The sequence below is a fragment of the Actinopolyspora alba genome (genome assembly GCF_900112765.1).
GTDB classification, from domain to species: Bacteria; Actinomycetota; Actinomycetes; order Mycobacteriales; family Pseudonocardiaceae; genus Actinopolyspora; species Actinopolyspora alba.
Genome location: NZ_FOMZ01000005.1, coordinates 89,937 through 115,031, shown reverse-complemented (window position 1 = coordinate 115,031; position 25,095 = coordinate 89,937). Strand labels below are relative to the sequence as shown.

The 25,095-nt window shown below is 67.1% G+C and carries 18 protein-coding genes and 1 pseudogene; 17 read left to right on the top strand and 2 right to left on the bottom strand.

What is annotated here, in order from left to right; genetic code table 11:
* The first annotated feature begins 132 nt into the window (after positions 1–132).
* From BM150_RS08650 to BM150_RS08640, 3 genes are all read left to right on the top strand, one after another.
* A complete protein-coding gene (locus BM150_RS08650; RefSeq protein WP_092925900.1) occupies positions 133–630 on the top strand; it encodes an STAS domain-containing protein in 498 nt (165 codons plus the stop codon).
* Between the two features lie 110 nt (positions 631–740).
* Complete coding sequence (locus BM150_RS08645; protein ID WP_092925898.1) at positions 741–1,520, top strand: Mut7-C RNAse domain-containing protein; 780 nt, start codon at positions 741–743, stop codon at positions 1,518–1,520.
* A gap of 134 nt (positions 1,521–1,654) precedes the next feature.
* A complete protein-coding gene (locus BM150_RS08640) occupies positions 1,655–2,020 on the top strand; it encodes a hypothetical protein (RefSeq protein WP_092925896.1) in 366 nt (121 codons plus the stop codon).
* Between the two features lie 85 nt (positions 2,021–2,105).
* On the opposite strand, the gene BM150_RS08635 is transcribed toward BM150_RS08640, so the two are convergent.
* Positions 2,106–2,516, bottom strand: coding sequence for a hypothetical protein (locus tag BM150_RS08635; protein WP_092925894.1), 411 nt, complete (start codon positions 2,514–2,516; stop codon positions 2,106–2,108).
* A 379-nt stretch (positions 2,517–2,895) separates the two neighbouring features.
* Here BM150_RS08635 and BM150_RS08630 point away from each other — a divergent pair, with 379 nt between their 5' ends.
* From BM150_RS08630 to BM150_RS08565, 14 genes and pseudogenes are all read left to right on the top strand, one after another.
* Positions 2,896–6,042, top strand: coding sequence for an ALF repeat-containing protein (locus BM150_RS08630; RefSeq protein ID WP_092925892.1), 3,147 nt, complete (start codon positions 2,896–2,898; stop codon positions 6,040–6,042).
* Between the two features lie 687 nt (positions 6,043–6,729).
* Positions 6,730–7,194, top strand: a complete 465-nt coding sequence (locus tag BM150_RS08625) for a hypothetical protein (RefSeq protein ID WP_139219485.1) — start codon at positions 6,730–6,732, stop codon at positions 7,192–7,194.
* Between the two features lie 125 nt (positions 7,195–7,319).
* A complete protein-coding gene (locus BM150_RS08620; protein WP_175496739.1) occupies positions 7,320–9,278 on the top strand; it encodes an FG-GAP-like repeat-containing protein in 1,959 nt (652 codons plus the stop codon).
* A 269-nt stretch (positions 9,279–9,547) separates the two neighbouring features.
* Positions 9,548–10,687 (top strand): annotated as a pseudogene (locus BM150_RS08615) (ABC transporter ATP-binding protein); the annotation flags it as partial.
* 248 nt (positions 10,688–10,935) lie between these two features.
* Positions 10,936–11,727 carry an MlaE family ABC transporter permease gene (locus tag BM150_RS08610; RefSeq protein ID WP_092925886.1) on the top strand — a complete coding sequence of 264 codons (792 nt, stop codon included), beginning with the start codon at positions 10,936–10,938 and terminating at the stop codon, positions 11,725–11,727.
* 4 nt (positions 11,728–11,731) lie between these two features.
* Positions 11,732–12,571 carry an MlaE family ABC transporter permease gene (locus tag BM150_RS08605; RefSeq protein WP_092626270.1) on the top strand — a complete coding sequence of 280 codons (840 nt, stop codon included), beginning with the start codon at positions 11,732–11,734 and terminating at the stop codon, positions 12,569–12,571.
* On the top strand, positions 12,568–14,022 hold the full coding sequence (locus BM150_RS08600) for an MCE family protein (RefSeq protein ID WP_092925884.1): 1,455 nt from the start codon (positions 12,568–12,570) through the stop codon (positions 14,020–14,022). Before BM150_RS08605 ends, BM150_RS08600 begins: the two co-directional genes overlap by 4 nt.
* Entirely contained in the window at positions 14,019–15,044 is a 1,026-nt protein-coding gene (locus BM150_RS08595; protein ID WP_092925882.1) for an MCE family protein, read from the top strand. The genes BM150_RS08600 and BM150_RS08595 overlap by 4 nt, the downstream gene beginning before the upstream one ends.
* Complete coding sequence (locus BM150_RS08590; protein WP_092925880.1) at positions 15,041–16,021, top strand: MCE family protein; 981 nt, start codon at positions 15,041–15,043, stop codon at positions 16,019–16,021. The genes BM150_RS08595 and BM150_RS08590 overlap by 4 nt, the downstream gene beginning before the upstream one ends.
* Complete coding sequence (locus BM150_RS08585) at positions 16,018–17,250, top strand: MCE family protein (RefSeq protein ID WP_092925878.1); 1,233 nt, start codon at positions 16,018–16,020, stop codon at positions 17,248–17,250. Before BM150_RS08590 ends, BM150_RS08585 begins: the two co-directional genes overlap by 4 nt.
* Entirely contained in the window at positions 17,250–18,587 is a 1,338-nt protein-coding gene (locus BM150_RS08580; RefSeq protein ID WP_092925876.1) for an MCE family protein, read from the top strand. The genes BM150_RS08585 and BM150_RS08580 overlap by 1 nt, the downstream gene beginning before the upstream one ends.
* Positions 18,587–19,687 carry an MlaD family protein gene (locus tag BM150_RS08575; RefSeq protein WP_092925874.1) on the top strand — a complete coding sequence of 367 codons (1,101 nt, stop codon included), beginning with the start codon at positions 18,587–18,589 and terminating at the stop codon, positions 19,685–19,687. Before BM150_RS08580 ends, BM150_RS08575 begins: the two co-directional genes overlap by 1 nt.
* Positions 19,688–19,822: 135 nt before the next feature.
* Positions 19,823–20,353, top strand: coding sequence for a hypothetical protein (locus tag BM150_RS08570; protein WP_092925872.1), 531 nt, complete (start codon positions 19,823–19,825; stop codon positions 20,351–20,353).
* 89 nt (positions 20,354–20,442) lie between these two features.
* Entirely contained in the window at positions 20,443–21,573 is a 1,131-nt protein-coding gene (locus tag BM150_RS08565; RefSeq protein WP_139219483.1) for a hypothetical protein, read from the top strand.
* A 204-nt stretch (positions 21,574–21,777) separates the two neighbouring features.
* Here the strand turns inward: BM150_RS08565 and BM150_RS08560 are convergent, their stop codons facing one another.
* On the bottom strand, positions 21,778–25,086 hold the full coding sequence (locus BM150_RS08560; RefSeq protein WP_092926263.1) for a CHAT domain-containing protein: 3,309 nt from the start codon (positions 25,084–25,086) through the stop codon (positions 21,778–21,780).
* Between the last annotated feature and the right edge of the window lie 9 nt (positions 25,087–25,095).

Here is a 25,095-nt window from a genome sequence, read left to right as displayed (position 1 = left end):
CGGTGACGTCGGGTCATGCGAAAGGGACTCTGACGATCGTATTCGCCGAATGCGATGCGTCGTGGCGCAATTTTCGGATCAAGAGCGAGACGTCGGCTCTGCGCCACCTTGGGAAACCAAAAGGTGGATCATATGACTGAATCATCGGTTCGGGGCACCGACTCCGTCGCGGAATACGTGCGTGCTGTCGAGGAGAGCAACGAGAACGTCGCCTTCCGGATGAGCACGGAGCGACCGCGACGCGGTGTGATGGTCGTCAACGTGTCCGGCGAGCTGGACATGGTGACGGTCCCCCGCTTCGCGGAACTGGTCCAGCATCGGTTGGAGTCCTCGGCACCGGTGGTGGTGCTGGATCTGACCGGTGTGACCTTCCTCGGGGTCGAGGCGATCAAGGTGCTGGCGCAGCTGGACCTGCGAGCGCATATCACCGGAAAACGCCTGTCCCTGGTCACCGGTGTCCGGGCGGTGGACCGGCCGTTGGAGGTGCTCGGCCTGGCGAGCCGCTTCACCTACGGCAGCAGGCCGGTGTTCGAGTCCGGCGCGGAGCGTGAACCGTTCGCCGCCCAGCGGCGTGCCCCGAGGCCCCCGGAACCGAGAACGGGCAGCCACGAGGCCGCGATGAGTCGTTGAGCGCGGCGTTGGACCCACTGCGCGAACGGCGGTGCGGTCGCGGGGGCGGGCTCCGCCGCGGCGTGAGCCCGCCTCCGACCCGTGTTCGGAATCGATCGAAGCGGTGAGCCATGACCGGCACATCGGCGGCGAATCCCTCGCGCGGTCGAACGGAGCGACACGCGGCGCTCGTCCGCCCCGCGCGGGAACTGCTGCGCTTCGTCGGACCGCGTAACCGAGGCGCACCGGTCCGGGTTCCGCACGACGGCACCGCCACACTGGGGCATCTGGTCCAGTCCGCGGGGGTGCCACTCACCGAGGTCGGTGAGCTGCTGCTGGACGGGGTGCCCGCTGAAGCGGGGGACCGGCCGTCCGACGGTGGTGTCGTGGATGTCGCACCCGTGCGCTACCCGGAGCGAATCAGAAATCGCTTCGTGCTGGATGTGCATCTCGGCAAGCTGGCGCGCCGGATGCGGTTGCTGGGGATCGACACCGCCTATCGCAACGACGCCACCGACGAGGAGCTGCTGGAGCGGGCCGCGCGGCAGCGGAGGGTGTTGTTGACCAGGGACCGTGGTCTGCTGCGCCGCCGTGCGCTGCCGGAGGGCGCCTACGTCTACGCTTCCGATCCGGCCCGGCAGCAGACCGAGGTGCTCGCGCGGTTCGAACCGACGCCGCGGCCCTGGACCAGATGCGTCTCCTGCAACGGGCAGCTGGTGGAAGTGCCGAAAGCCGAGGTAGCGGCCAGGCTGGAGCCCGGTACCCGCAGGTGCTACGACGAGTTCGCCAGGTGTGTGGCCTGCGGCGGGATCTACTGGCCCGGCGCGCACAGCCCTCGGCTGCGCGCCGTCGTCGAGTCGGCGCTGCGTCGAGCGGCGCGAGACGATCACCTTGTGGAAGGGCCGTACTGAAGGCTGTGCTGAGCGCGGCTCGTCTCCGGGGCGCGGCGGCTCGATGGTCAATGCCGAGGGTGGCCGCCGGAATCGGTCACGTAGGGCATGTCGCTCGTCGACACTGGGTAATGAGCCCGGTTAATATGCCGGGTATGCCGATCTCGTCGAAGTGCCGGGAGCGTATTCAGCGGTTTCTGGAGACCGGTGAGCGGATCCGTTACGTCTTTCCCGCCGAGATCCTGGGCAGCATCTCGCCCGGCGTCGTCGTGGTGGTCAGTCAGCAGTCGATCACGGTGCTGTCGACCGGCATCTTCAACCGGAGCAAGCCGAAGGGCGTGCTCGCCAAGAGCCCGCGCGGTGTCCGGCTGGGGCCGGTGGACACCAACGCGGCGGCCTGGTTCACGTTCAACGGGGTGCACTACGAAGTGGACGACGAGTACGTGCCGGTGGTCAACGCCGCCGACGCCGAACTCGGCTCGCCCGACCAGGTCCCGCAGGACCCGCTGCCCGAGTTGTGAGGCGCGGTCACGAGTCGTGAGCCCCTCCGGGGTAATGAGCCGCGCAGAACTTTTCGCGGGCACGCTGTAGCTCGACTCGGGGTAGTCAGTCCACAGTGCTGATACTGATGCCGTATCGACGGTAGACATCCTTCACGAACTCGCGGGTGCCGTACCTCGGCACGTAGCACTCCCACCACGGGTGTTTCGCCGGATCCCTCACCGACTGGTCGTGCGGAATCGCTCGGAGTCCGGCATCGATCTCGTACACCCGCGCGCGGAGAGCTTCGATCTCCTCGTGCTCGTTGAGCACCGGATCGTTCAGCGCGAGTTCGAGCGAGTCCCTGGGCTGCAGGTCGAAGTCGTACTCGTCGGTGTTCCAGTCGTAGCCCTCCTCGCACTGTGCGACCAGATCCTCCCAGTTGCCCAGCTCCTCGTCGGTGCTTCCGGTTCTCCAGTACCCCGCTTCGAGCTGCGCCGCGCGAAACCGTGTCTCGAAGGTGTTCTCTTTTCGCATCGTTTCTCGTGTCTCCTAGCTCAGTGCATCCGGTGTTAGTTGCTATCCGTCGAACGGGTTTCTTCGCAAGCAGATTAGCCACGGGTAATGCTGCTTGTGGCGTAATCATTTAGATCTTTCGGGGCATTGGTGCCCGGATTTGGCGGAAAATCGGTCGGTGTCAAATTTTTATGCGAAACGCCACATCGGATTGCGCGTGTCTGTCAGTGGTTTTATTCGATCGTGATAAAATTATTTTTCGTTCCGAAGTATTGCTCGTGTGATCTTGACGTGCGAATGTCTGCTGTCGCGTGTTTCGCGATAATCAGGGAGAACCCACGTGCTAGGACACGACAGGAACAGACGTGCCGCCAAGCGCGGCACCCGATACCGAGCGGGGTTGGCCGCCGGTATCGCGGTTACGACGGTCACCGCCATAATGGGCAGCGCACCGGTCGCGTCGGCGGAAGCGAGCACCATCTCGCCGAGCGAGCGCGCGCAAGTGGTGCAGCTGTGGCAGGACGGCGGTCTGGCTACGCGTGATGCCGCTGCCGAGGCACTGGCGGGCGGCGACGACGCGATGCTGGATTTCCTCAACGGTGGAAAGGCGCCCGCCGCGCACCAGGATCTGCGTATTCGTGCTTTACGGATGATGGACAAGGGCGGTCCTGCCACGAAGCAGGCCGCCACCCAGGCACTCGAAGCCGACACCGACGCGGCGTTGCGGGAATTCCTGGACACCGGTTGGAAGCAGCCCTACCACACTGATCTCCGGTTGTGGGTGGTGCGGACCAAGGCAGCCGGTGGTCCCAGCGTGTCCAGCGCAGCCGAAACGGCGCTGGACACCGATACCAATACCGCTCTGGAGGAGTTCCTGGAGGCGGGTTGGAAGGAGCCTTACCACATCGATCTGCGGCTGCGGGTGGTACAGGCCAAAGACGCGGGCGGACCGCATGTGAAGGAAGCCGCCGAGCGTGCGTTGGATGCCGACACGAACGCCGCGCTGCAGCGGTTCCTCAACTACGAGTGGGAAGTCGCGCAAGCGCGTGACGAGGAAGCGGCCACGGTCACCGAGCTGGTCGAGCGTGCGGAGCAGGCGGGCGAGGAAGCTCGCAAACGGACCGCTGCCGCCGAACAAGCCAGCGAACGGGCAGTAAAAGCGGCTGAGAAGGCCAAACTGGCCGCGCAACGGGCCAAGGTGGAAACCGAGGCTGCCAAGGGAGACACCGTACGGGCGAGCAATGCTGCCAGGGAAGCGGCCGGTCTCGCCAACGAGGCAGCGGATGCGGCTCGTACCGCGATATCGGCCGCCGCGGCGGCCGATCGTGCCGCTCGGGTGGCCGCGAACGCCGCTTCGCGGGCAGCATCGGCGGCGAGTCTTGCCGGTCAGGCGGCTTCGCGTGCTTACTCGGCGGCCTCCGCTGCCGCGCGGGACGCCAGCCAGGCACAGGCGGCTCGTGAGGCCGCAGCGTCGGCGCGGGATGCCGCGGCAGGAGCGGGGCGTGCCGCCGATGCCGCTCGTAGTGCCGGGAACGCAGCTGATCAGGCCGCTGGTGCGGCGCAGGCAGCGGCAAGCGCTTCCGACAACGCGGCAGCGGCAGGCGCCGCCGCGAGCGAAGCGGCCCAGCAGGTAGGCGTAGCCGAACAGGCCGCCGCGGCGGCTGAGCAAGCGGGTGCGGAGGCACAGGCGCAGGCGCAGCGTGCGAGGCAGGCGGCCAATGCGGCCACCTCGCTGGCCAATCGTTCGGGAGACGCCGCCGCGGAGGCCGCGGCCGCCGCGGACTCGGCAGCGCAGCACGCCAACAACGCCGCCAACGCGGCGGATGACGCGGCCGAACACGCTGGGGAAGCCGATGACGCGGCCGCCGAGGCCACCCGGCATGCCAACGCCGCGATCGAGGCGGCGAACGCTTCCACAGCCGCCGCTGAACAGGCCCGCGAGGTCGTGAAACTGGCGCGGGAGGCCGATGCCGAGCGGCTCGCACAGCAGAGACAGCGCATGATCGATGCGGCCGAGCAGGCCAACCAGGCAGCCAAGGAATCCAGTGCCGAGGCGGCTTGGGACGTCCGCGAACAGTCCCTAATCACCTCGGAGACCCAACAGCTGCTCGACGCGGCCAGTGCTTCGGACGCCTCACCCGAGACGGTGCTGAGCAAGGGCAGGCAGGCAGCGGTCAACATCATGCGGACCGGAGGCCCCTGGAGCAAGCAGGCGGCGCAACACGCGTTGTCCGGCACCGAGGCCGATGTGCGGCAGTGGGTCGAGTCGGGACGCGAGGCTGCGATGAACTCGGACAACCGCTCCAGGGTGGCTCGCATCGCGGAGGTGGGCGAGTCCCTCGACCTGCGGCAGGCAGCCGAGCAGGCATTGCAGGGGACGGCCGCCGACGTCAACGAATTCCTGGTCAACCAGGACTATCCGGGGCGTGCCACCGACGAACGGGTTCGCGTGACCCGGATTCTGGACGGTGCCACCGGGCCCGCGGTCAAGGAAGCCGCCGAAGCGGCGTTGAACGGCACCGAGGCGGATGTCCACCGGTTCCTCGTCGAGGGACAGTACAGCGCTCGTGCCACCGATCATCGCGTCAACACGACCCGCATCAAGGACGGCGGTGGTCCGCACGTACGTGCCGCAGCCGAAGCGGCTTTGCAAGGGACGCCTGCCTGGACCCGTTCGTTCGTGAAGTATGGGCAGTACATCGCCAAGCAGCGTGATCACAGGGCGGCTGTCCACAACGCGGAGATGAACAGGCTCGTCGAACGAGGACTGCAGGCAGCCGCTGACGCGCAGCGGCAGGCGTACAAAGCGGCCCAGGCGGCGGCCGAGGCGCGCGGCGCGGCAGCGGAAGCGAACGACTATGCGAATCAGGCGGCCGATTCCGCGAATCAGGCTGCCGACTACGCCAGCCAGGCGCAGGCATCCGCTGACGATGCCCAGGAGGCGGCGCAGCGGGCGGCTGATTCGGCTAGTGCCGCCAAGAACGCTGCTGATTCGGCGGAGCAATCCGCACATGAAACTGCGGTTTACGCTGCTAGGGCGAGAAGGTCCGTTTCCGATGCGCGTAGCTACGCACAGGAAGCTTACGTCGCTGCTGGTGAGGCACGCGATGCTGCTTTGCAAGCTGGCGAAGATGCCATGGCAGCCGCGGAAGCGGCCGTGCAAGCTCGGCAAAACTCGATCGATAAAAATCGGGAAAAATACATCCAAAAAAGGAAAAACCGACCAGAGCTTACCGAGGAAAAAATTCGCTTGGTGGGTCAAAAAATTGAAAAATGTACCGTTGTACAACCAAACGGTAAAGAAAAAGAAGCTTTTTGTCTGGCCAAGGATGAAGGGTACGGATGGGACGATTTTACGACTGATTTGGGCACAGTTGGCAGTGCGGCCGGAGCCGGTACAGGAGCTGGTGCGTTAATCGGATGCGGAGTCGGTTCTATTGCCAGTCTTCCTGGGTGTGTTACCGTAGGAGCGAGTGGTACTGTCATCGGTGCGGCCGCTGGATTCGGGGCAGGGTTGGGAATGGTTTTCGCTCGACGTTTTTTCTAGCGAAATTCGAAGGGTTGTGAATTTTATGCCGTATGCCCGAAAGTCGATGTACCTAATTTTGCCCGTGGCTTTGTTGGTGTCTTTTGTGGTGGGGTTCTCTGCTGTAAAAATTTGGCCTGACAATATTGTTTTGCAGCGCGCGGTAACTTTCTCGGGTGTTGTGGTAGTCACGTTAGTTGCTGTGCTGGCCTACTTCTACCACAAGAAGGGTTAGCCTTATTTTCGCTTCGGGTGTTTGAGATGCGCTCAAGCGTGTCTCAAACACCCGAAGCTTGTATTGTGGATCGAATGAAGATTGTGCATCCAACTGGCGAGTGGTGTTCGTGCTCGTCGGCGATGATGATGACCCCACTTCTTGGGGGTATTTTTCTGTCGATTTCAGGTGTTCTGCTTTATGGCTTGTTGGTTCGATCGTGCGATTGACATATTCGTTGTGTTGGTATATTCGGTGCGCCGAATCGTGCTTCTAAAAGGGTCTTGACCAGTCCTGTCAATGGCATATGCCATGTTATGGTATTGATCATAAACGGTGTAAATCTGTTGATTTATCCGGGTGTGCGTGTATCTATTGTCAGTGTTTCGCGTCGTACCGGGAGCGTGTTCCCGGCGCTTGGGCGAAATGCGGTGAATTTTTGAAGCGGAAGACGGGTGTTTATGCGTAGGTCGTTTCGAGGTGCGGTGCTCGGGTTGACCGGGTTGTTAGCGGCTTCGACGGGTGTGGCCGTGGCTTTCTCGGCCACGGGTGACGGCGCCGCCGGTGTCGCGGCTGAGGGCGCGCCGCCGCCGATCGTGGAGGATTACAGCTATCCGGGTGCCGCCGCGATCGAGGCCGAGACCGGGATCAAGCTGATCGAGGGCGATGGGGACATCGTCAAGACGAGTTGTGACACCACGGAATCGGTAATCACTGTGGACAGTGTCGAGCTGGGTTCGTCCTGCTACGAGGTGATCGGCTCGCAGGGTTGGCTCAAGATGGAGATTCCGCGGGTGTACGCGATCCAGGGTGATGATCACACCGTGAACGCGTCACTGACGGTCAACGGTAGTACCGAGCAGGTGGAACTGAGCCCGGGTGAGTACAACCCGGTGGGTGAGGGCCAGCAGCCTCCGGACAACGATCCGGCGACCCTGGTCGAGTTGCGGGTCTCCTGAGCGGGATATCGCGCTGTTCGCTTGATGCGCGGTTCGAACGCTGTGCGTCCGATCCCGGACGCGCGGTGCGGAGTTCACTGATCGAAGAAGGAATGGTTTTGTCGAGTTCTAGATCGAGACGTGGTTTGGCCGTCGGTGTGGCCACGGTGGCCGCGACGGTGTTGGCCGGGTTGCCTGCTCACGCGCTCAGCGGTGGTCAGCAGGTGCCGCAGGGCAGTTACGAGTTCCTGGCCAAGGTGGATGTGGGCAGCGATCGCTCCTGCTCCGGTGTGCTGGTGGCGCCGCGGTGGGTGGCCACGGCGGCATCCTGCTTCGCGCAGGACCCGTCGCAGCCGGGGACGGTTCCTGCCGGCCCGCCGAACACGGCGACCACGGCCACGGTGGGTCGTGCGGATCTGTCCACCGACGGTGGTCAGGTCGCCGATGTGACGGAGTTGGTGCCGCGCACCGACCGGAATCTGGTGTTGGCCAAGCTGGGCAGCGCGATTTCGGGGATCACTCCGGCGCCGTTGACGACCGAGGGCGCCAGTAGTGGGGAGACGTTGCGGTCGGCCGGTTATGGTCGTACCGCGACCGATTGGACGCCGAACACCGCGCACACCGGCACGTTCGACGTGCAGTCGGTGTCGAGTGGGTCGGCCAGCGTGCTGGGCACTACCGAGCAGTCCAGCATCTGCAAGGGTGACGCCGGTGGTCCGGTGCTGCGGTTGGTCAACGAGACAGTGCAGCTGGTGGGGCTGAACAGTGCTTCGTGGCAGCACGGTTGCTTCGGTGAGGACACCACCGAGCGCGGGGCGACCATCGCCCGCACCGACAACATCACCGGATGGCTCAACTCCCGGATGATGGGAGTTTCGGCGCAGCCGGGCAGCAAGCACGTGAACGAGGTCAGCTGGGTGGACGCGGGTGCCACTGAGTACCGGGTTTACGGTGCCACCGCCGCAGAGGTGCCGCTGCGGCAGGACAACCTGCTGGGCACCGTCACCGGAACCTCTTTCCGGCACGAAGCGCTCCGGGCCGGACAGACCTGGCACTACCGCGTGGTGCCGGTGTACCCCACCGGTGACGGAGCGGCCTCCAACACCGTTGAGGCCACCGTGACCACCGAAGCCGGCACCGACTTCAACGGCGACGGCTACGAGGACATCGCCGCGTACAGCACTCACACTTCGGGCGACGTCGACATAGCCACTTCCAACGGCTCCTCCTTCGGCTCCGTCAGGACGAAACAGGCCGACATCATCGGCAAGAACACGGAACAGCTCCGTGGGGACTTCAACGGTGACGGCAGGACCGACCTCTTCATCGCTTCCTCCGAGGAGGCGGGAGGCCACCACGCTTACGTGGCGTTGTCGAAAGGTTCCGAATTCGGATCGTTCCAGAAGTGGCGTAGCGACATCGGTGCCGTGTACAACGCGGCCGTCGGTGATTTCAACGGTGACGGCAGGGACGACATCGTCAACTTCCCCAATACCGACACCGAAGCGGGTGCCGATGTGATGCTGTCCGACGGCGACGGTTTCCTCGCGATGGAGAAATGGCACGGTTACTTCGCTCCCGCCGGTGAAACGGCGAGCGTGGGGGATTTCAACGGTGACGGCAAGGACGACATCGTGACCTTCCTGCAGGACGATCCGAAGCGTCCCGACGACGTTTACGTCTCGCTGTCCACCGGAAACAGCTTCCGCGAGAACGACGACCTGTGGCATGAGCGCTTCGCTCTCGAAGGGGAACGTCCCGGCGTGGGGGATTTCAACGGTGACGGCAAGGACGACATCGTGACCTTCACCAGCGGTGACAACGGCCTCGTTTACGTCTCGCTGTCCACCGGTGAGAAGTTCGCGGGAGGAGGCGTATGGCACGATTACTTCGCCCCCTCCGGTGAGAAGCCGGGTGTTGGTGATTTCAACGGTGACGGCAGGGACGACATCGTCACGTTCCGCCGCGGCGACGACGGAAGGGTATTCGTCTCGCTGTCCACCGGTGAGAAGTTCATCGATAATGACGCGATCTGGAACGAACAGTTCTGCGAAGGAGATCGCAATCCGGTTCCGCGTATCACCCAAATGATTTCTTCGCTGTGACCTGAGGAGTTACGGATTGTCGTGCGTGGCCGGTGCTCCACCGTGGGGCACCGGCCACGCTGCGTCCCCACCCCCGAGGAGCACATTCGCCGCTTCCCATCTGCCGAAATCCGTTCGCAACTCCGGAGTAACCCAGCCGCACCGGGCTCGTTGACCGGTGTGACGCGTTCAACGCTCGTTAAGCGTGTCACAGCTGTCAGGTTCCCCACCTGACCCGCTACCCGGGCCGAGTGCAGGCGTGGGTGCCGATGAGCGACGTGGAGGTGCGGATGGGTGTCGAAGTGGCCGTCGAGGGACTTTCCAAGTCCTTCGGGTCGCAGAACATCTGGTCCGACGTCACGCTGACGCTGCCCACCGGCGAGATCAGCGTGCTGCTGGGTCCCTCCGGGACCGGCAAGTCGGTGTTTCTGAAGGCCCTGGTCGGTCTGCTCAACCCGGAGCACGGCAAGGTCGTCATCAACGGGGTGGACGTCTGCGACTGCTCGGAGAGCCAGCTCTACGAGGTGCGCAAGCTCTTCGGCGTGCTGTTCCAGGACGGCGCGCTGTTCGGCTCGATGAACCTCTACGACAACATCGCCTTCCCGCTGCGGGAGCACACGAAGAAGGGCGAGACCGAGGTCCGCCGCATCGTGGGCGAGAAGATGGAGATGGTCGGTCTCGTCGGCTCCGAGGAGAAGCTGCCGGGCGAGATCTCCGGCGGCATGAAGAAACGCGCCGGACTGGCCCGCGCCCTGGTGCTCGAACCGGAGATCATCCTGTTCGACGAGCCGGACTCCGGGCTCGACCCGGTGCGCACGGCCTACCTCAACCAGCTGATCGTCGATCTCAACGCGCAGACCGACGCGACGTTCCTGATCGTCACCCACGACATCAACACCGCCCGCACCGTCCCGGACAACATCGGGATGCTCTACCGGCGTCACCTCGCCATGTTCGGGCCGAGGGAGCTGCTGCTGACCTCCACCGAACCCGCCGTGGAGCAGTTCCTCAACGGCCGCAGGGCCGGTCCCATCGGGATGAGCGAGGAGAAGGACTCCGGGCAGACCGCCGCGGAACTCGCCGAACTCGGCGAGGACCAGGGGGTCCCCGAGATCATTCCGCAGCTGGGCATCTCGCCGGGAGTTCCCGAGCGGGTCGCGGTGCGGCGCAGGCAGGACCGGGTCATGGCGGATCTCGACTCGCTCGAACCGGGGGCCCGGCAGGCCGTGGTCAACAGCCTCTCCGATTCCGAACGCGCCCGCTACGGCCTGGCCGGGGACGTCCCCACCGGCCCGGTCTACCTCGGTGGCGAGCAGTGGAGCACCGACAACGGTGACACGGTGCGGCTCTCCGGCGAGGCCGGATTCGCGGGAGAACTGTCCACCGAGCAGGTGGCGCGACTTCCCAGGGAGGAGGCGGGTGCTCCGAGCGGGGACCACTCCGGACCGGAGGCCCCGCGGCAGGAGGTCCCACCCGCCTCCGAGCAGACCCCGTCGAGCTCCGGTTCGCCGCAGCCCCGGCCCACGCCGCATCCGCGCCGTGCACCGGAACAGCGCGCCCCCGAACAGCGGGCTCCGGAACAACACCCCCCGGAGCAGCCGCAGCCGGTCGGCTCGGCCGAACCCGCCGCCTCCGGCGGACGCAAACGCCGCCGCTTCTGGCGCAAGCGGGGTGAGCGGTGAGCGCTCCGACCCGAACCAACATTCCGGGCACCGGGGCACTGCGCGAGACCGGCAGGTTGTTCGCGCTCGGCCTCGATGTGATCCGCCTGATGCCCAGGCGCCCGTTCCAGCTGCGCGAGTTCATCCAGCAGTGCTGGTTCATCGCCGGTGTCACGATCATGCCCACCGCGCTGGTGGCGATCCCGTTCGGCGCCGTGATCGCGCTGCAGCTCGGCTCGCTGACCCAGCAGCTCGGCGCGCAGGCCTTCACCGGCGCCGCGAGCGTGCTGGCCATCATCCAGCAGGCCAGCCCCATCGTCACCGCGCTGCTCATCTCGGGTGCGGGCGGTTCGGCGATCTGCGCCGACCTCGGTTCCCGCAAGATCCGCGACGAGATCGACGCGATGGAGGTGCTCGGCGTCTCGCCGGTGCAGCGGCTGGTCGTGCCCAGGGTGCTCTCGGCGATGCTGGTGGCGGTGCTGCTCAACGGCATGGTCAGCGTGGTCGGCGTGCTCGGCGGCTACTTCTTCAACGTGATCATGCAGGGCGGCACGCCCGGCGCCTACATGGCGAGTTTCGGCTCGCTGGCGCGGCTGTCCGACATCTGGGTGGGCGAGTTCAAGGCACTGATCTTCGGTTTCATCGCGGGCGTGGTGGCCGCCCACCGCGGTCTCAACCCGCCACCGGGACCGAAGGGGGTCGGCGAGGCCGTCAACCAGTCGGTGGTCGTGACGTTCCTGCTGCTGTTCGCCGTGAACTTCATCGTCACGCTGCTCTACCTGCAGATCTTCCCGGCACAGAGGTTGTGAGGGAATGACCACTATCTCCCGGCGCGCGCTCGAAGTGGCGCGGCGTCCACTCCGGACCCTGGACGGTCTGGGCGACCAGATGTCGTTCTACCTGCGGGTGCTGGTGTGGTTGCCCAAGGCGATCGTTCGCTATTCCAGGGAAGTCCTGCGGCTGCTGGCCGAGGTCAGCTTCGGCAGCGGCGCGCTCGCGGTGATCGGCGGCACGGTCGGCGTGATGATCGGCCTGACCATGTTCACCGGTGTCGTGGTCGGGCTGCAGGGCTACGCCGCGCTGAACCAGCTCGGCACCGCGGCGTTCTCCGGTTTCGTCTCGGCCTACTTCAACACCCGTGAGATCGCGCCGCTGGTCGCCGGGCTGGCGCTGTCGGCCACCGTCGGCTCCGGTTTCACCGCCCAACTCGGCGCCATGCGCATCTCCGACGAGATCGACGCGCTGGAGGTGATGGGCATCCCCAGCCTGCCCTACCTGGTCAGCACGCGGGTGACCGCCGGTTTCGTGGCGGTGATCCCGCTGTACGTGCTGGGGCTGCTGACCTCCTACCTCGCCTCCCGCGCGGTCACGATCTTCGTCTACGGCCAGCCACCCGGTACCTACGACAAGTACTTCAACCTGTTCCTGCCGCCGCAGGACGTGCTGTGGTCCTTCGGCAAAGTGCTCGTATTCAGCGTGGTGGTGATCATGACGCACTGCTACTTCGGTTACCGCGCCAGCGGCGGTCCCGCCGGGGTGGGAATCGCCGTCGGCCGCGCCGTGCGCACGGCGATCGTGTCCACGGCGGTGCTCGACCTGCTGCTCAGCCTCGCCATCTGGGGCTCGACGACCACGGTTCGGATCGCCGGATGAGCAGGCGCGGACCCGGACCGGTCAAGCGGCGCCTGATGGGCCTGGCGCTGCTGATGAGCATGGTGCTGTTCGTCAGCCTGACCGTGGCGATCTACCAGAAGGCCTTCAAACCCGTGGTCGAGGTGCAGCTGCGCGCCGCGTCCGCCGGAAACCAGCTGCGCCCCCGCTCCGACGTGAAGGTGCGCGGGATGCTGGTCGGCAAGGTGCGCGAGGTGAGTGCGTCGGGTGACGGAGCGACGCTGCGGCTCGCCCTGGAGCCGGACAAGGTCGACAGCATCCCGTCCAACGTCACCGCCCGGCTGCTGCCGAAGTCGCTGTTCGGTTCCCGCTACGTCTCGTTGCGGATCCCCGACCGGCCGGCCGGCACGCATCTGTCCGAAGGGGACGTGATCACCCAGGACCGCACCGAGACCTCGGTGGAACTGCAGAACGTGCTCTCCGACACGCTGGAGGTGCTGCGCGCGGTGCAGCCCTCCGAGCTCTCGGCCACCCTCAACGCGCTGAGCACCGCGCTGGACGGGCGCGGCGAGGACATCGGCCGCACCCTCACGCGGCTGAACACCTACCTGGAGGGGATCAATCCGTCGATCCCCGACCTCAAGCGCAATCTCCACGAGGTCGTCGGTTTCGCCCGCACCTACGAGCAGGCGGCACCGGACGTGCTCAACGCGCTGGACAACCTGACCACCACGTCCAGGACGCTGGTGGAACAACGCGAGCAGCTGCGCGTGCTGACGCGGCAGACCACCAGGACCTCCGACGACCTGCGGGGGTTCCTGGCCGAGAACCGCGACAACCTGATCCGGCTCAACTCCTCGGCACGGCCCACGATGGACGTACTGGCCAAGTACGCGCCGGAGTACCGGTGCTTCCTCGACGACATGGCCGAGTTCATCCCCCGCATCGACCGGGCCTTCGGCAAGGGCACCGACGAACCTGGGCTGCACATCACGTTGGAGATCACCTCCGACCGGGGCAAGTACGTCCCCGGCAGGGACGAGCCGGCCTTTCGGGACAAGCGCGGTCCCCGCTGCTACAACTTCGAGAACGCGCCCACCCCCTTCCCGCAGTACCCGCCGGACGGCCCCGTCAAGGACGGCTCCTACAAGCCACCGCCGGCCAGGACCTCCAACGGCGGGCTCAACCCGCCCTCGGGCATCGAGGACTACCTGCCCACCAGCGGTGAGGGTGCCGATTCCCCGGCCAGTGATTCCCCGGCCAGTGATTCCTCGGCGGGCGGCTCCTCGGGCGGCGGGGGCGACGACTCGGCGGCGAGCACCTCGCCGCAGTCGGCCACCACCGGCAGCGAGCTGGTGAACTCCCCGGCCGAGCGCGAGTTCGTCTCCACCGTGCTCGCCCCCACGATGAACGTTTCCCCCGAGCGGGTTCCCGGATGGAGTTCGCTGCTCGTGGGGCCGCTGCTGCGCGGAAGCGAGGTGAGCTACGAATGAGCGGACGTTCCATCACCGGCCCGCTGGTCAAGTTCACGATCTTCGTGCTGGTCACCGTGCTCGCCACCGGAGCGCTGATCCTGACCATCGCCAACCAGGGGCTGCGCGAGTCGAAGTCCTACACCGCGTTGTTCACCGACGTCACCGGGCTGAAAGCCGGCGACGACGTGCGCGTCTCCGGTGTGAAGGTCGGCCAGGTGGAAAGCATCGGGCTGGTCGACCACGGTACGGCCGCTGTGGACTTCACAGTCTCCGAACAGCGACTGCCGAAGTCGACCCGTGCCGCGGTGAAGTGGCGCAACCTGATCGGGGAGCGCTACGTGTCACTGCGGCAGGGCGCGGGCGAGGTGGACGACTACCTGTCGGCGGGCTCGACCATCCCGCTGGAACGCACCCAGCCACCACTGGACCTCAACGCGCTGCTCGGCGGGTTCCAGCCGCTGTTCCAGGCGTTGTCACCGAAGCAGGTCAACAAGCTCTCCTTCGAGATCATCCAGGTGCTGCAGGGGGAGGCGGGCACCGTGAAGAGCCTGCTAACCCACACCGCCTCGCTGACCAAGACCATCGCCGAGAAGGACAAGGTCATCGGCCAGGTCATCGACAACCTCAACAAGGTGCTGACCACGGTCAACGACCGTCGTGACCAGCTTTCCGGGCTGGTGTCCCAGCTGCAGGAGTTCGTCTCCGGCCTGTCCTCCGACCGCGGTTCCGTGGGCAGCGCCATCACCGCGATGGACGAGCTGACCAACACCACCGCCGGGTTGGTCGAGCAGGCGAGACCACCGCTGCAGCAGGACATCGCCGGACTCCGCGAGGTCTCGGCCAACCTCAACGAGAACAAGACGGACGTGCGCGACTTCCTGCGCAACATGCCCGAAAAGCTCAACACCATCAGCAGGACCGCGAGCTACGGCTCCTGGTTCAACTTCTACGTCTGCGAGGTCTCCGGCACGGTCGGTGTGGGGGAGACCGACATCCCGCTGCCGCTGATGCCGGTTACCCAGCCGAGGTGTCGCCCATGAAGTCCTTCCGGAAACGCGACCCGATCAAGATCGGCATCGCCGGGCTGCTGGTGCTGGTAGTGGGATTCCTGCTGGCGATGAACTACAAGAGCCTGCCGTTCGTCTCCGGCACCACCTACACCGCCAACTTCAGCGAGGCGGGCGGCCTCGCCGAGGGCGACACCGTGCGCGTGGCCGGGGTGAAGGTCGGATCGGTCACCGGGGTCGAGTTGGACAACGCCCACGTCAAGGTCACCTTCGACGTTCGGGACGCCTGGGTGGGCGACGGCACCGTGGCCGCGATCAAGGTCGGCACCCTGCTCGGCAAGAAGTACCTCGCCCTCGACACCAAGGGTGAGAGCCGCCAGTCCACTTCCGAGCCGATCCCATTACGCCGCACCATGTCGCCCTACGACGTCATCGAGACCTTCAGCCAGCTGTCCGAAACCGTCGACAAGGTCGACACCGCGCAGCTGGCCAAGAGCTTCCGCACCCTGTCGAACACCCTCTCCGGCACCTCGGAGGAGATGCGCGGCACGTTGCGGGGGCTGTCCCGACTGTCCAACACCATCTCCGAACGGGACCGCCAGCTCAAGGAACTGCTGGACAAGACGAACAAGGTGACCACCACCGTCGCCGAGCGCAACACCGAGATCGAGAAACTGCTGCGGGACGGCAACCGGCTGCTCGCTGAACTGCGGCAGCGCAGGGACGCGATCAAGTCACTGCTGGACGGGGTCACGAAACTGTCCCGCCAGATCACCGGCCTGGTCGAGGAGAACTCGGCGCAGCTGGGGCCCGCGCTGCGGCAGCTGGACGAGGTGACCGAGCTGCTGCAGCGCAACCAGGAGAACCTCGGCAAGAGCATCGAGCGCATGGCGCCGTTCACCCGGCTGTTCTCCAACGTGCTCGGCAACGGCCGCTGGTTCGACGTCTACCTCTGCGGGCTGTTGCCACCCGCGGTCGGCCCGATCAACCAGGAGGGCTGCCTGCCATGAACCGACTCGGCAAACCTCCCCTGACCAGGACGCTGGCGCTGGGAAGCGTGCTCGCGCTGCTGGTCACCGCGACCGTGTGGTGGGTGTTCCACGGGGTGGACCAGCGCCGCATCGTCGCCTACTTCGACAACGCCGTCGGCCTCTACGAGGGCGGTGAGGTGCGTGTGCTCGGTGTCCAGGTGGGAAGCATCGACACCGTGACACCGCAACCGAACCGGGTCCGGGTGGAGCTGAGCGTGCGCCGCTCGCTGGAGGTTCCCGCCGACGCGGGAGCGGCGGTGATCTCGCCCAGCGTGGTCAGCGGCAGGTTCGTGCAGCTGACCCCGGTCTACGACGGCGGTCCGAAGCTGGCCGCCGGGGCGACCATCCCCAACGAGCGCACCGTGACGCCGGTGGAGATCGACGAGGTCTACCGGAGTCTCAACGAACTCTCCACCGCGCTCGGCCCGGAGGGCGCCAACTCCAACGGCGAACTGAGCAGGCTGCTGCGCACCAGCGCGAAAACCCTGGAGGGCAACGGGGAGCTGATCTCCCGCACGCTGCGCGACCTCGGCGAGGCGGGCAGCACGCTGTCCGGCAGCAGCGAGGACCTTTTCTCCACAGTGGACCAGTTGCAGCGCATCACCTCCAACCTCGCCGAGAACGACGAGCAGGTCCGCGACTTCAACAGTCAGATGCGCGACATCAATCAGCTGCTCGCCTCGCAGCGAGACGACCTCGACACGGCGCTGTCCGAACTCGCCCTGGCGCTGGACAAGATCGAGAAGTTCGTGCGGAACAACCGCGAGAAGCTGCGCAGCAACGTCGAGCAGCTCAACTCGGTCGCCAAGGTGCTGGCCGAGCAGAACAAGGCGCTGCGCGAGACGCTGACCGACGCGCCCCTGGCGCTGGGCAACCTGCAGAACTCCTACAACGCCGCTTCCGGGACGCTGGACACCAGGGCCAATCTCAACGAGCTGCGGCAGCCCCCGCTGGTGCTGCTGTGCAAGCTGTTCAAGCAGATCAGGCCGGAAAGCCAGCAGGGCTCGCTGGCGAACGTGCCGTCGGGATTGCGCGACGGCTGCGAGTCGGTGAGCTCGTTCCTGGGCAACGGCGGTGAACTGCTCGACCCGACGGAGACCATCGCCAAGCTGCAGCAGGGCGGCAAGCCAGACCTGCCGCTGCCGCTGCGCCGCAGCAGCGACGAGCTCTTCCAGGGCTCGCAAGGGTCCGGATCGAAAGGACAGTGATGTCCACGCCGCACACATCGTCCGACCCCGCTGACGCTCGGACCACCATCACTCGAACCACCACCGTGCGGTTCCGGCCGCTGCGTCGGGTCTCGCTGGCGCTGCTGACCACCCTGCTGGTCACCAGCGGCTGCGGACTCGGCGACTTCAACGGGGTGCACAGCCTGCCACTGCCCGGCGGGGCCGACGTGGGGGACGACCCCTACACCGTCAAGGCGCGGTTCGACGACGTCACCGACCTGGTGCCCAACGCCGGTGTCCGGGTCAACGACGTGCCGGTCGGCCGGGTCTCGGACGTCGAACTCCTCGCGGACTCCTGGCGGGCCGAGGTGACCATGACCGTCCACGACAAGGTGGACCTGCCGGGCAACGCGCTCGCCAAGATCGAACAGTCCAGCCTGCTGGGCGAGAAGTACGTGGAGCTTTACCCGCCGCCGGACTCCGAGGAACCGAAGGGCGAACTCGGCGAGGGGGACGTGATCCCCAACGGGCGGACCGGGCGCGGCCCCGAGGTCGAGGAAGTGCTCGGCGCGCTGTCCATGCTGCTCAACGGCGGTGGTATCGCCCAGATCCAGAACATCGCCGAGGAGCTCAACAAGGCCCTGGACGGTCGTGAGGCCCAGGTCCGCGACCTGCTGTCCAACATGGACCAGTTGGTCGGCGAGCTGGACGAGAGCAAGGACGACATCACCGCCGCGCTGGACAGCGTCAACCGGCTCAGCGCCACGCTCCGCGAACAGCGCGGCAACATCGAGTCCGCCCTGCGGGACCTCGAACCCGGCCTGAAGGTGCTGAACCGGCAGCGGCAGCAACTGGTGACCATGCTGGAGTCGCTGGACAAGCTCTCCGGCGTCGCCACCGACGTGATCGACAAGACCAGGCAGGACATCCTGCACAACCTGCGCGAGCTGCAACCGGTGCTGCGCAACCTCGCCGCCGCCGGTTCGGACCTGCCGAAGTCGTTGCAGATCCTGTTCACCTACCCCTTCACCGACGCCGCCGTGAAGGGGATCAAGGGCGACTACACCAATCTGTACATGGATGTCGACCTCAACATCTCGCGCATCACCGAGAACCTCGGACGCAGCAGACAACCGTTGCTCGATCTGCCCGGCGAATCGAGCGGCTCCCAGCTTCCCGACATGCCGCTGCCGCTGGCCTCGGGGTCCTCCGGATCCTCGGGCCGGTCCTCGGGGGCCGCCGAGCAGGGCAGCGGGCAGGGTGGACAGCCGAGCACGGCCGATTCGCCCGAACCCACGGAACCCTCCACCGAGGGGGGCGAGTCCTCGGGAGAGGACGACGGCGGTTTCCTCGACTTCCTGTTCGGAGGTGACTGATGCTCACCCGCAAGGTACGTGTGCAGATCGCGGCCTTCCTCGTCGTGGCGCTGGTCGGGGTCAGCTACGCCGGAGCCAGGTACGCGGGACTGGATCGGCTGTTCGGGCCGCGCGGTTACGTGGTGACCGTCCAGCTGGCCGACTCCGGCGGCATCTTCCCCAACGCCGAGGTCACCTACCGGGGGGTGCAGGTCGGGCGGGTCGGCGAACTCGAACTCACCCCGGACGGCGTGCGGGTTCCGCTGGACATCGAGCCCGCCGCGCCGCGGATACCCACCGACGTGCGGGCGGTCGTGGCGAACCGTTCGGTGGTCGGTGAGCAGTACGTGGACCTGCGGCCGAAGAACTCCGACGGCCCCTACCTGCACGACGGCTCGGTGATCCGCGAGCGGAACACCGAGACCCCGCTGCCCGTCGAGGACCTGCTCACCGATCTGGACTCCTTCGTCGAGTCGGTGCCCGAGGACTCGTTGCGCACCGTCGTCGACGAGCTGGGAACCGCTTTCGAGGGAAACGGCGGGAACCTGCAACGCATCCTGGACACCACGGGCGAGTTCACCGCCGAGGCGCAGCGCCACCTGCCGCAGACCAAGCGGCTGCTCTCCGACGCGGCCACGGTGCTGGAGACGCAGAACGACCAGTCCTCGGCCATCAGGTCGTTCAGCGAGGACCTGCGGCTGGTGTCGCGACAGCTCGAGAAGTCCGACGGCGACATCCGCGCGGTGCTGGACCGCGCACCGGAAGCCGCTCAGCAGGTCAGCGGGGTGCTGCGCACCACCGGTCCCGCGCTCTCCTCGTTGTTGGCCAACGGCATCCCCACCGCCAGGGCGCTCTCGGACAACAGTGCCGGGCTGGAGCAGCTGTTCGTGACCTATCCCGCGGTCAGCGCCGGTGGCTTCACCGTCGCTCCCGGGGACGGTTCCGCGCACTTCGGGCTGGCGCTCAACATCTTCGACCCGGTGCCCTGCGTGTACGAGAGCACCGAGCGCCGCGCGGGCAACGAGCTGGGCGCGGTACCGCTGAACACCGACGCGCGTTGCGAGGTTCCGGAGGGAAGCCCCACCGCTGTACGCGGATCTCACAACGCGCCTGGTAACTGACGACGGCACCGGAGCGACAGCGCGAAACAGCGACAGCGCCAAACAGCGACAGCGCGAAACAGCGGATGGGCGCGGTGTCCCGGTCCGCGATCGGGACACCGCGCCGGTTCGTCACTCGTTCGGGAAGGAACTCTTATGAGATCGGCGGTCTCGGCACTGCTGCGGCCCCGCCGCTGGCGGATGGTGCCGGTGGCGGTGGTGCTGCTCGTCGCGAGCGTGCTCTCGGCGGGCGGATTCGGGGTCTCCTGGGCGCTCGCGGCCAACGACTCCGACGTGGAGCTGGCGGTCACCCGGGATCGCGTGTTGCGCGCCGGAAGACAGGCGGTGATCAATTTCAACTCGATAGACCACCGCAGGGTGAAGCAGGACATGCGGCGCGCGATCGACGGGACCACCGGGCCGCTGCGCGAGGTGCTCAAGGGCAGCCGGGAGCAGCGTGTCGAGCAGGTGACCAAGGCCAAGTCGGTCACCGAGGCCGAGATCCTGGCCTCGGCCCTGACCGAGTTGAACACGCGGCAGGGCAAGGCCCGGATGATCGCCAGTTACAAGATCACCAAGACCGAGGACGGCGGCAAGCCGACCACCAGCCGTTGGCGGGTCCGGGCCGAACTCACCAGGACCGACGGGCAGTGGAAGCTGAACCGGATGACCCCGAGCGCGGGGTGAGCGGTGTCGCTCGGCACCACTCGACATCGCTCCGTCACGACCACCACGAGACCGGTCGGTAACGCAGTTTTCGTGCAAGGAGAACACCCGTGAGCAACTCTCGCCGTCCCGCAGGCCGCGGCCGAGGCGGTTCCGCCGTGCGCAAGCCGCGCGTGGCCGGTGCGCGCAACCGTGCCGCGGCCGGTGACGACGCCCGAACCCCCGAGGTCACCGGTGATGTCGCCGCCGACTCGTCCGTCGATTCGTCCGCCGAGTCGCCAGTCGACTCCTCCGGCGACGTTTCGGTCGACGAACCCACCGGTGCGGGCGACGCGGCTCCGGCCGGGACCGAGCCATCGATCACCTCCGCCGGTGGCAGCGCGCCGGAGAGGAGCACGGAGTTGCCCGAGGAGGGCGAGGGCTTACCCGAGGCGGAGGGAACGAACACCGCGCCGGAGACCGAATCGGCGGCTGCCTCGGCCGCGACCGACGACACGGCCGAACAGCGACACGAGCCGCTCCCCGGCCACGAGGGGGAGGACCTCTCGGACGGCCCGGATTCGGGTAGTTCTGATTCGGACGGCCCGGTCGTCGAGAGCCCGGTCGTCGAGAGCCCGGCCGCCGAGAGCCCGGCCGCCGAGAGCCCGGACTCCGACAGCTCGGACTCGGGCGACACCGGCCCGGACGGTCCGGACCGTGGTTCCGGGGCGACCGCAGGCAGCGGTTCGGCGCGGAGCAACCGGAAAGTGCTCACGGCCGTGCTGCTGGCGCTGACCGTGGGATTCGCCGGGCTGGCCTGCTGGTTCCAGTACTCCGCTCACACGCTGCGGCACGGTGGCGCGGCGGCCAACCGGGCCCTGGTGGACGAGTCGGCGACAAGCGAGGTGAAGGGCCAGGTCGGCAAGGCCGTGGAGAAGATCTTCTCCTTCGACTACTCCAATATGGACAAAACCGAGCAGGCGGCGGGCAACGTTCTGGTCGGCGATTCGGTCGAGCAGTACGACAAGATGTTCCGAACGGTGCGCGAGCAGGCCCCCAAACAGAAGATGGTGCTGACCACCACCGTCGCCGAGTCCGGGGTGACGATGTTGCGGGACGGGCGCGCCGAGGTGCTGCTGTTCGTCAACCAGAACGCCACCCGCACCGAGAGCGGCGAAGGCGGTGTCTACCCGGCACAGCTCAGCGTCGTCGCGGTGAAACGCGGTGACCAGTGGAAGATCAGCAGCATGACCCAGCTCTGAATGACCCAGCTCTGAATGACCCAGCTCTGACAACCCGTTACGGGGTCGACCGGGGCCGCTCGACCGGGATACCTCACCACCGCCGGGCGGCAGTGGGGCGCACTCCCGGTACTCACGTGCGCGGCAGTCACGTGCGCGGCCCCACGTGCGCGTCGGTTTCGCGCGAAATCGACGCCACCGCCGCGCGCTCCGCCGAACCGACGTTCAGACCCCCACGTGGGTGTAACCGGCCCACAGCGTCGGTGCCTCCGGATAGCGCCGCCGCAGTCGGCGCGTGGTCGCGTGCAGCACTCCCGCGGAGAACTCGGCGCGGAACTCGCCGTCGCGCGCCAGCTCCGCGTACAGCGCCGCCAGCACGTCCTCCGCCGGACCCCGGTGCATCGCCCACAGCGTGCTGATCACGTGCGCGAATCCGATGAAGGCGAACGCCCCCGCCATCGTCAGCGCGGCCGCCGACGGGGTGTCCTTCGTTCTGCACCTGGCCAGGCAGAGGAACTTCGCGTCCCCGAAGTCACGCTGCCCGATGTCGAGCAGGTTCAGCGACCTGGCGCGGTCCTCCCGGTCCAGCACCAGTCCGGCCGCGGGTTGGGCGGCGTGCTGCGTGCTCGGCTCGCAGACGTGGATCAGCTGGTGGTGCCCGAACGCGGCGAACACGTCATCGGCGGTGTGGTCGCGCTCCGACATCGCGGTCGCCGAGGACCAGTGCCGTGCCGGGATCCTGCCCGGCTGCTCGGGAGTCCGCTCGTCGGAGGGACCCGCGATCAGCGCCGTGTCGGCCCCCGTCCGTTCCCGCCGCCGCTTCGTCGTCAGCAGCACGCGCAGTCCCGGCGTGTGCGAGGACACCACGCGGTCCAACGCGCTGTCCCCGGCGGTCGAGGTCGCCGCGTGCAGCGGGAGGAAGGCCGCGGCACCCTGCGTGCTCCACCACAGCCTGGGCCACCGCGCCCCCTGGGGCGGCGTACGGGTGTACCCCATCCGTTCCAGCACCGGGCGTGTGACGTGCTGCCACAGCCAGTCCAGCGTTATACCGAGGGTGCGTTCGGTGTCGGCCGTGCGCTGTGCCTGCTGCGCCGCGTTCAGCGCGGAGGCGGCGTGCTCCTCGGCCAGCTCCGGTGTCACGCCGGGCAGCCGGACCACCAGAGCACGACCGCCGAAGACGATCACCGCGTCCGAACGGAACTCGCTCAGGTTGACCAGCACGACCGCGCCCTCGTCGGCGGCCGATGCCAGGGTGTCGAAGGACCACGGCCGCATCCGATCACCGCCGGACTCGTTCCGGATCTCGCCGAGCAACTCGTCCCAGGTGTCCGCCAACCAGCGCCTGCGCCGCACGTCGTCGATGACGTCCACCCCGCCTAGGATCGGCTCCTCGGGGTGGCGGTCCAGCAGCCTGCGCAGCCGCACCGCGTCGGTGGCCAGGTCCGGATGGGTCAGGTTGAGTTGCCCGAGCTCGCTGCCGGCGGGCATCAGCTCGGAAAGCAGCGCCGCACGTCCGTGCTCCAGCAGCTCCACGGCCCGTTCCGGTTTGCCCACCTCGATCGCGCAGGCCGCCGCGTCGGCGGTCACGTGGGCCCAGCGGCGCTGCACCGTCGGGGTCGCGACCGCGCGCTTGCCCTGTGTGACCAGCGGAAGCAGCTCGACGGCCAGCGTGAACGATTCGAGTGCCTCGGACCAGCGGTGCGCCTGCGCCGCGAGCCTGCCGCACAGGTTGGCGGCCTTGAGCCGTTGATCGGCCGGGCCGGTAGGCAGTGTGGCCGCCTCGGTCAGCGTTCTGCGAGCCCACCGGTACAGCTTCCGCCTGCCGGTGCGGCGGTGCAGGGTCTGCAGCGCGCGGCCGAGATGGGTGGCGACCGTGACGCGTTCCGGTGCCGAGTCCGGCATGGCGATCAGTGCTCTGTCGAACATCTCGATCGCCGTTTCCAACTCGTCGTTGCGCGAGTTCAGCCGGTGCTGGTGCGTGGACACCACACCCAGCTGCGCGTAGGCGGTGTACTGCGGCGCGGTGCGCTGTTCGGAGTCCTGCAGCGCCTCACTGGCGGCGGCGTGGGCGCGATCCAGGTCGGACTGCTGGCCCGCCCGTTCGAACCGCGTGATCAGTGTGGAGGCCAGCGAGTTGAGGACCGCGCAGCGCTTGGGCGCCGTGGTCTCGGCATCCAGCGCCGCCTCACCCGCGGCCACGGCGGTGTCCAGTGCCGCCGTGTTGCCCGCGTGCAGGTAGTGCCTGCGGGCCAGCGCTCCGTAGCTAGCCAGCGCCACGGCCCGGTTCGGATCGTCGGTGGCCAGGTTGCGCATCACCGGGCTGATCGTTTTCAACGCGCGGTAGAGGTTGCCGGACTCGCCACTGCTGTCCAGGTGCTCCACCGTCGCCGAAGTGAGGTTCCAGATCAGCTTGCCCAGCACCGGGTTGCCCGACTCCAGGTCGTCGAGCACCCCGAACAGCTCGTTGATCGCCGATTGCAGGTCGGTCAGGTCGCCCCGCTGGCGGTAGCGCAACCGCAGCGCCTCCGCGAACCGCAGCAGCATCCAACGGCGGTGCTGTCCGTCCGGGAGCATCCCCACGCCGGTGCGCAGGTACTTGATCCCCTCGTCGAGGTCGTTCGGATCGGTGGTTCGCTCGTGTCTGCGCAGCAGTGCCGAGCCGAGGCTGATCATCAGGTCCGGGCCCTCGGGACGTTGCGCACCGTCCTGGCCGCTCGATTCCCGCAGCGCGGCCTGGAAGACCTCGATCGACTCGTCGTCCGAGTCGTTGTCGGCCGCGAGCCTGGCGTGCAGCTTCAGCGCGTTTCCCAGCCGGATCAGCGCGGTGTCCCGATGGCGCGGCAGGTCCGCCGAGTCGGAGTCCGTGCCCCCCGCCCCGGCCGTGCCGGTGCGCTCGACCCCGAGTCGGGCGACGTCGACCGCCTCGACTGCCTGTTCGGCCGAGCCCTTGCGGCCGGCGCAGTCGGTCAGTGCCAGTGCCAGATTGCTCAGGTAGAGGACCACGTCCGGATCGTCGCTGCTCGCCGCCTCCGCGGCGGAGCGGTAGTAGGACACCGCGTCCTCCAGGTGCGCGAGATCACCGGAGGCGAGGTGCGCGAGCTGGGCGGCGCTTCCCAGGTTGTTGAGCACCCCGGGACGAGAGGGGTCCTGCTCCGGCAGCGCTCCGGCCGTGGCGCGCAGCACCTCGGTGACCCAGGACAGTTCCTTGAAGTCGAAGGTGCTCATCATCCGGTTGAGCGCGGCGAGCGCGTCCGCGTATCGCTGTTCGGCGTCCTGCTCCGCCGAGCGAGGGGCGGCGGCACGAGCGGCCGCCGAATGGGTGACGGCCGTGCCCCGCTGTTGCTGTTGTGGTTGTTGCTGCCGCGACTCTCGCTGTCCCGGCTCCCGCTGCCCCGGCTGCTCGGGTGAGGGGGACTCGTCCACCTCGTTGGTGAACCAGCTGTTTCCGGTGCCGCTCGCCCCCTGTTCCGGCGTCGGACGTTCGGTCCGGTCGTCCCGGGGAGTTCGGTCCTGCTGGTTCACCTTGTTGTCCATCCTGTTCTC

What these genes read in the sequence shown, in the direction of transcription:
- BM150_RS08645 (WP_092925898.1), top strand. Translation starts at nt 741, where the DNA reads ATGACCGGCACATCGGCGGCGAATCCCTCGCGCGGTCGAACGGAGCGA.
- BM150_RS08575 (WP_092925874.1), top strand. Translation starts at nt 18,587, where the DNA reads ATGCTCACCCGCAAGGTACGTGTGCAGATCGCGGCCTTCCTCGTCGTG.
- BM150_RS08650 (WP_092925900.1), top strand. Translation starts at nt 133, where the DNA reads ATGACTGAATCATCGGTTCGGGGCACCGACTCCGTCGCGGAATACGTG.
- BM150_RS08560 (WP_092926263.1), bottom strand. Translation starts at nt 25,086, where the DNA reads ATGGACAACAAGGTGAACCAGCAGGACCGAACTCCCCGGGACGACCGG.
- BM150_RS08570 (WP_092925872.1), top strand. Translation starts at nt 19,823, where the DNA reads ATGAGATCGGCGGTCTCGGCACTGCTGCGGCCCCGCCGCTGGCGGATG.
- BM150_RS08605 (WP_092626270.1), top strand. Translation starts at nt 11,732, where the DNA reads ATGACCACTATCTCCCGGCGCGCGCTCGAAGTGGCGCGGCGTCCACTC.
- BM150_RS08600 (WP_092925884.1), top strand. Translation starts at nt 12,568, where the DNA reads ATGAGCAGGCGCGGACCCGGACCGGTCAAGCGGCGCCTGATGGGCCTG.
- BM150_RS08580 (WP_092925876.1), top strand. Translation starts at nt 17,250, where the DNA reads ATGTCCACGCCGCACACATCGTCCGACCCCGCTGACGCTCGGACCACC.
- BM150_RS08585 (WP_092925878.1), top strand. Translation starts at nt 16,018, where the DNA reads ATGAACCGACTCGGCAAACCTCCCCTGACCAGGACGCTGGCGCTGGGA.
- BM150_RS08590 (WP_092925880.1), top strand. Translation starts at nt 15,041, where the DNA reads ATGAAGTCCTTCCGGAAACGCGACCCGATCAAGATCGGCATCGCCGGG.
- BM150_RS08635 (WP_092925894.1), bottom strand. Translation starts at nt 2,516, where the DNA reads ATGCGAAAAGAGAACACCTTCGAGACACGGTTTCGCGCGGCGCAGCTC.
- BM150_RS08595 (WP_092925882.1), top strand. Translation starts at nt 14,019, where the DNA reads ATGAGCGGACGTTCCATCACCGGCCCGCTGGTCAAGTTCACGATCTTC.
- BM150_RS08640 (WP_092925896.1), top strand. Translation starts at nt 1,655, where the DNA reads ATGCCGATCTCGTCGAAGTGCCGGGAGCGTATTCAGCGGTTTCTGGAG.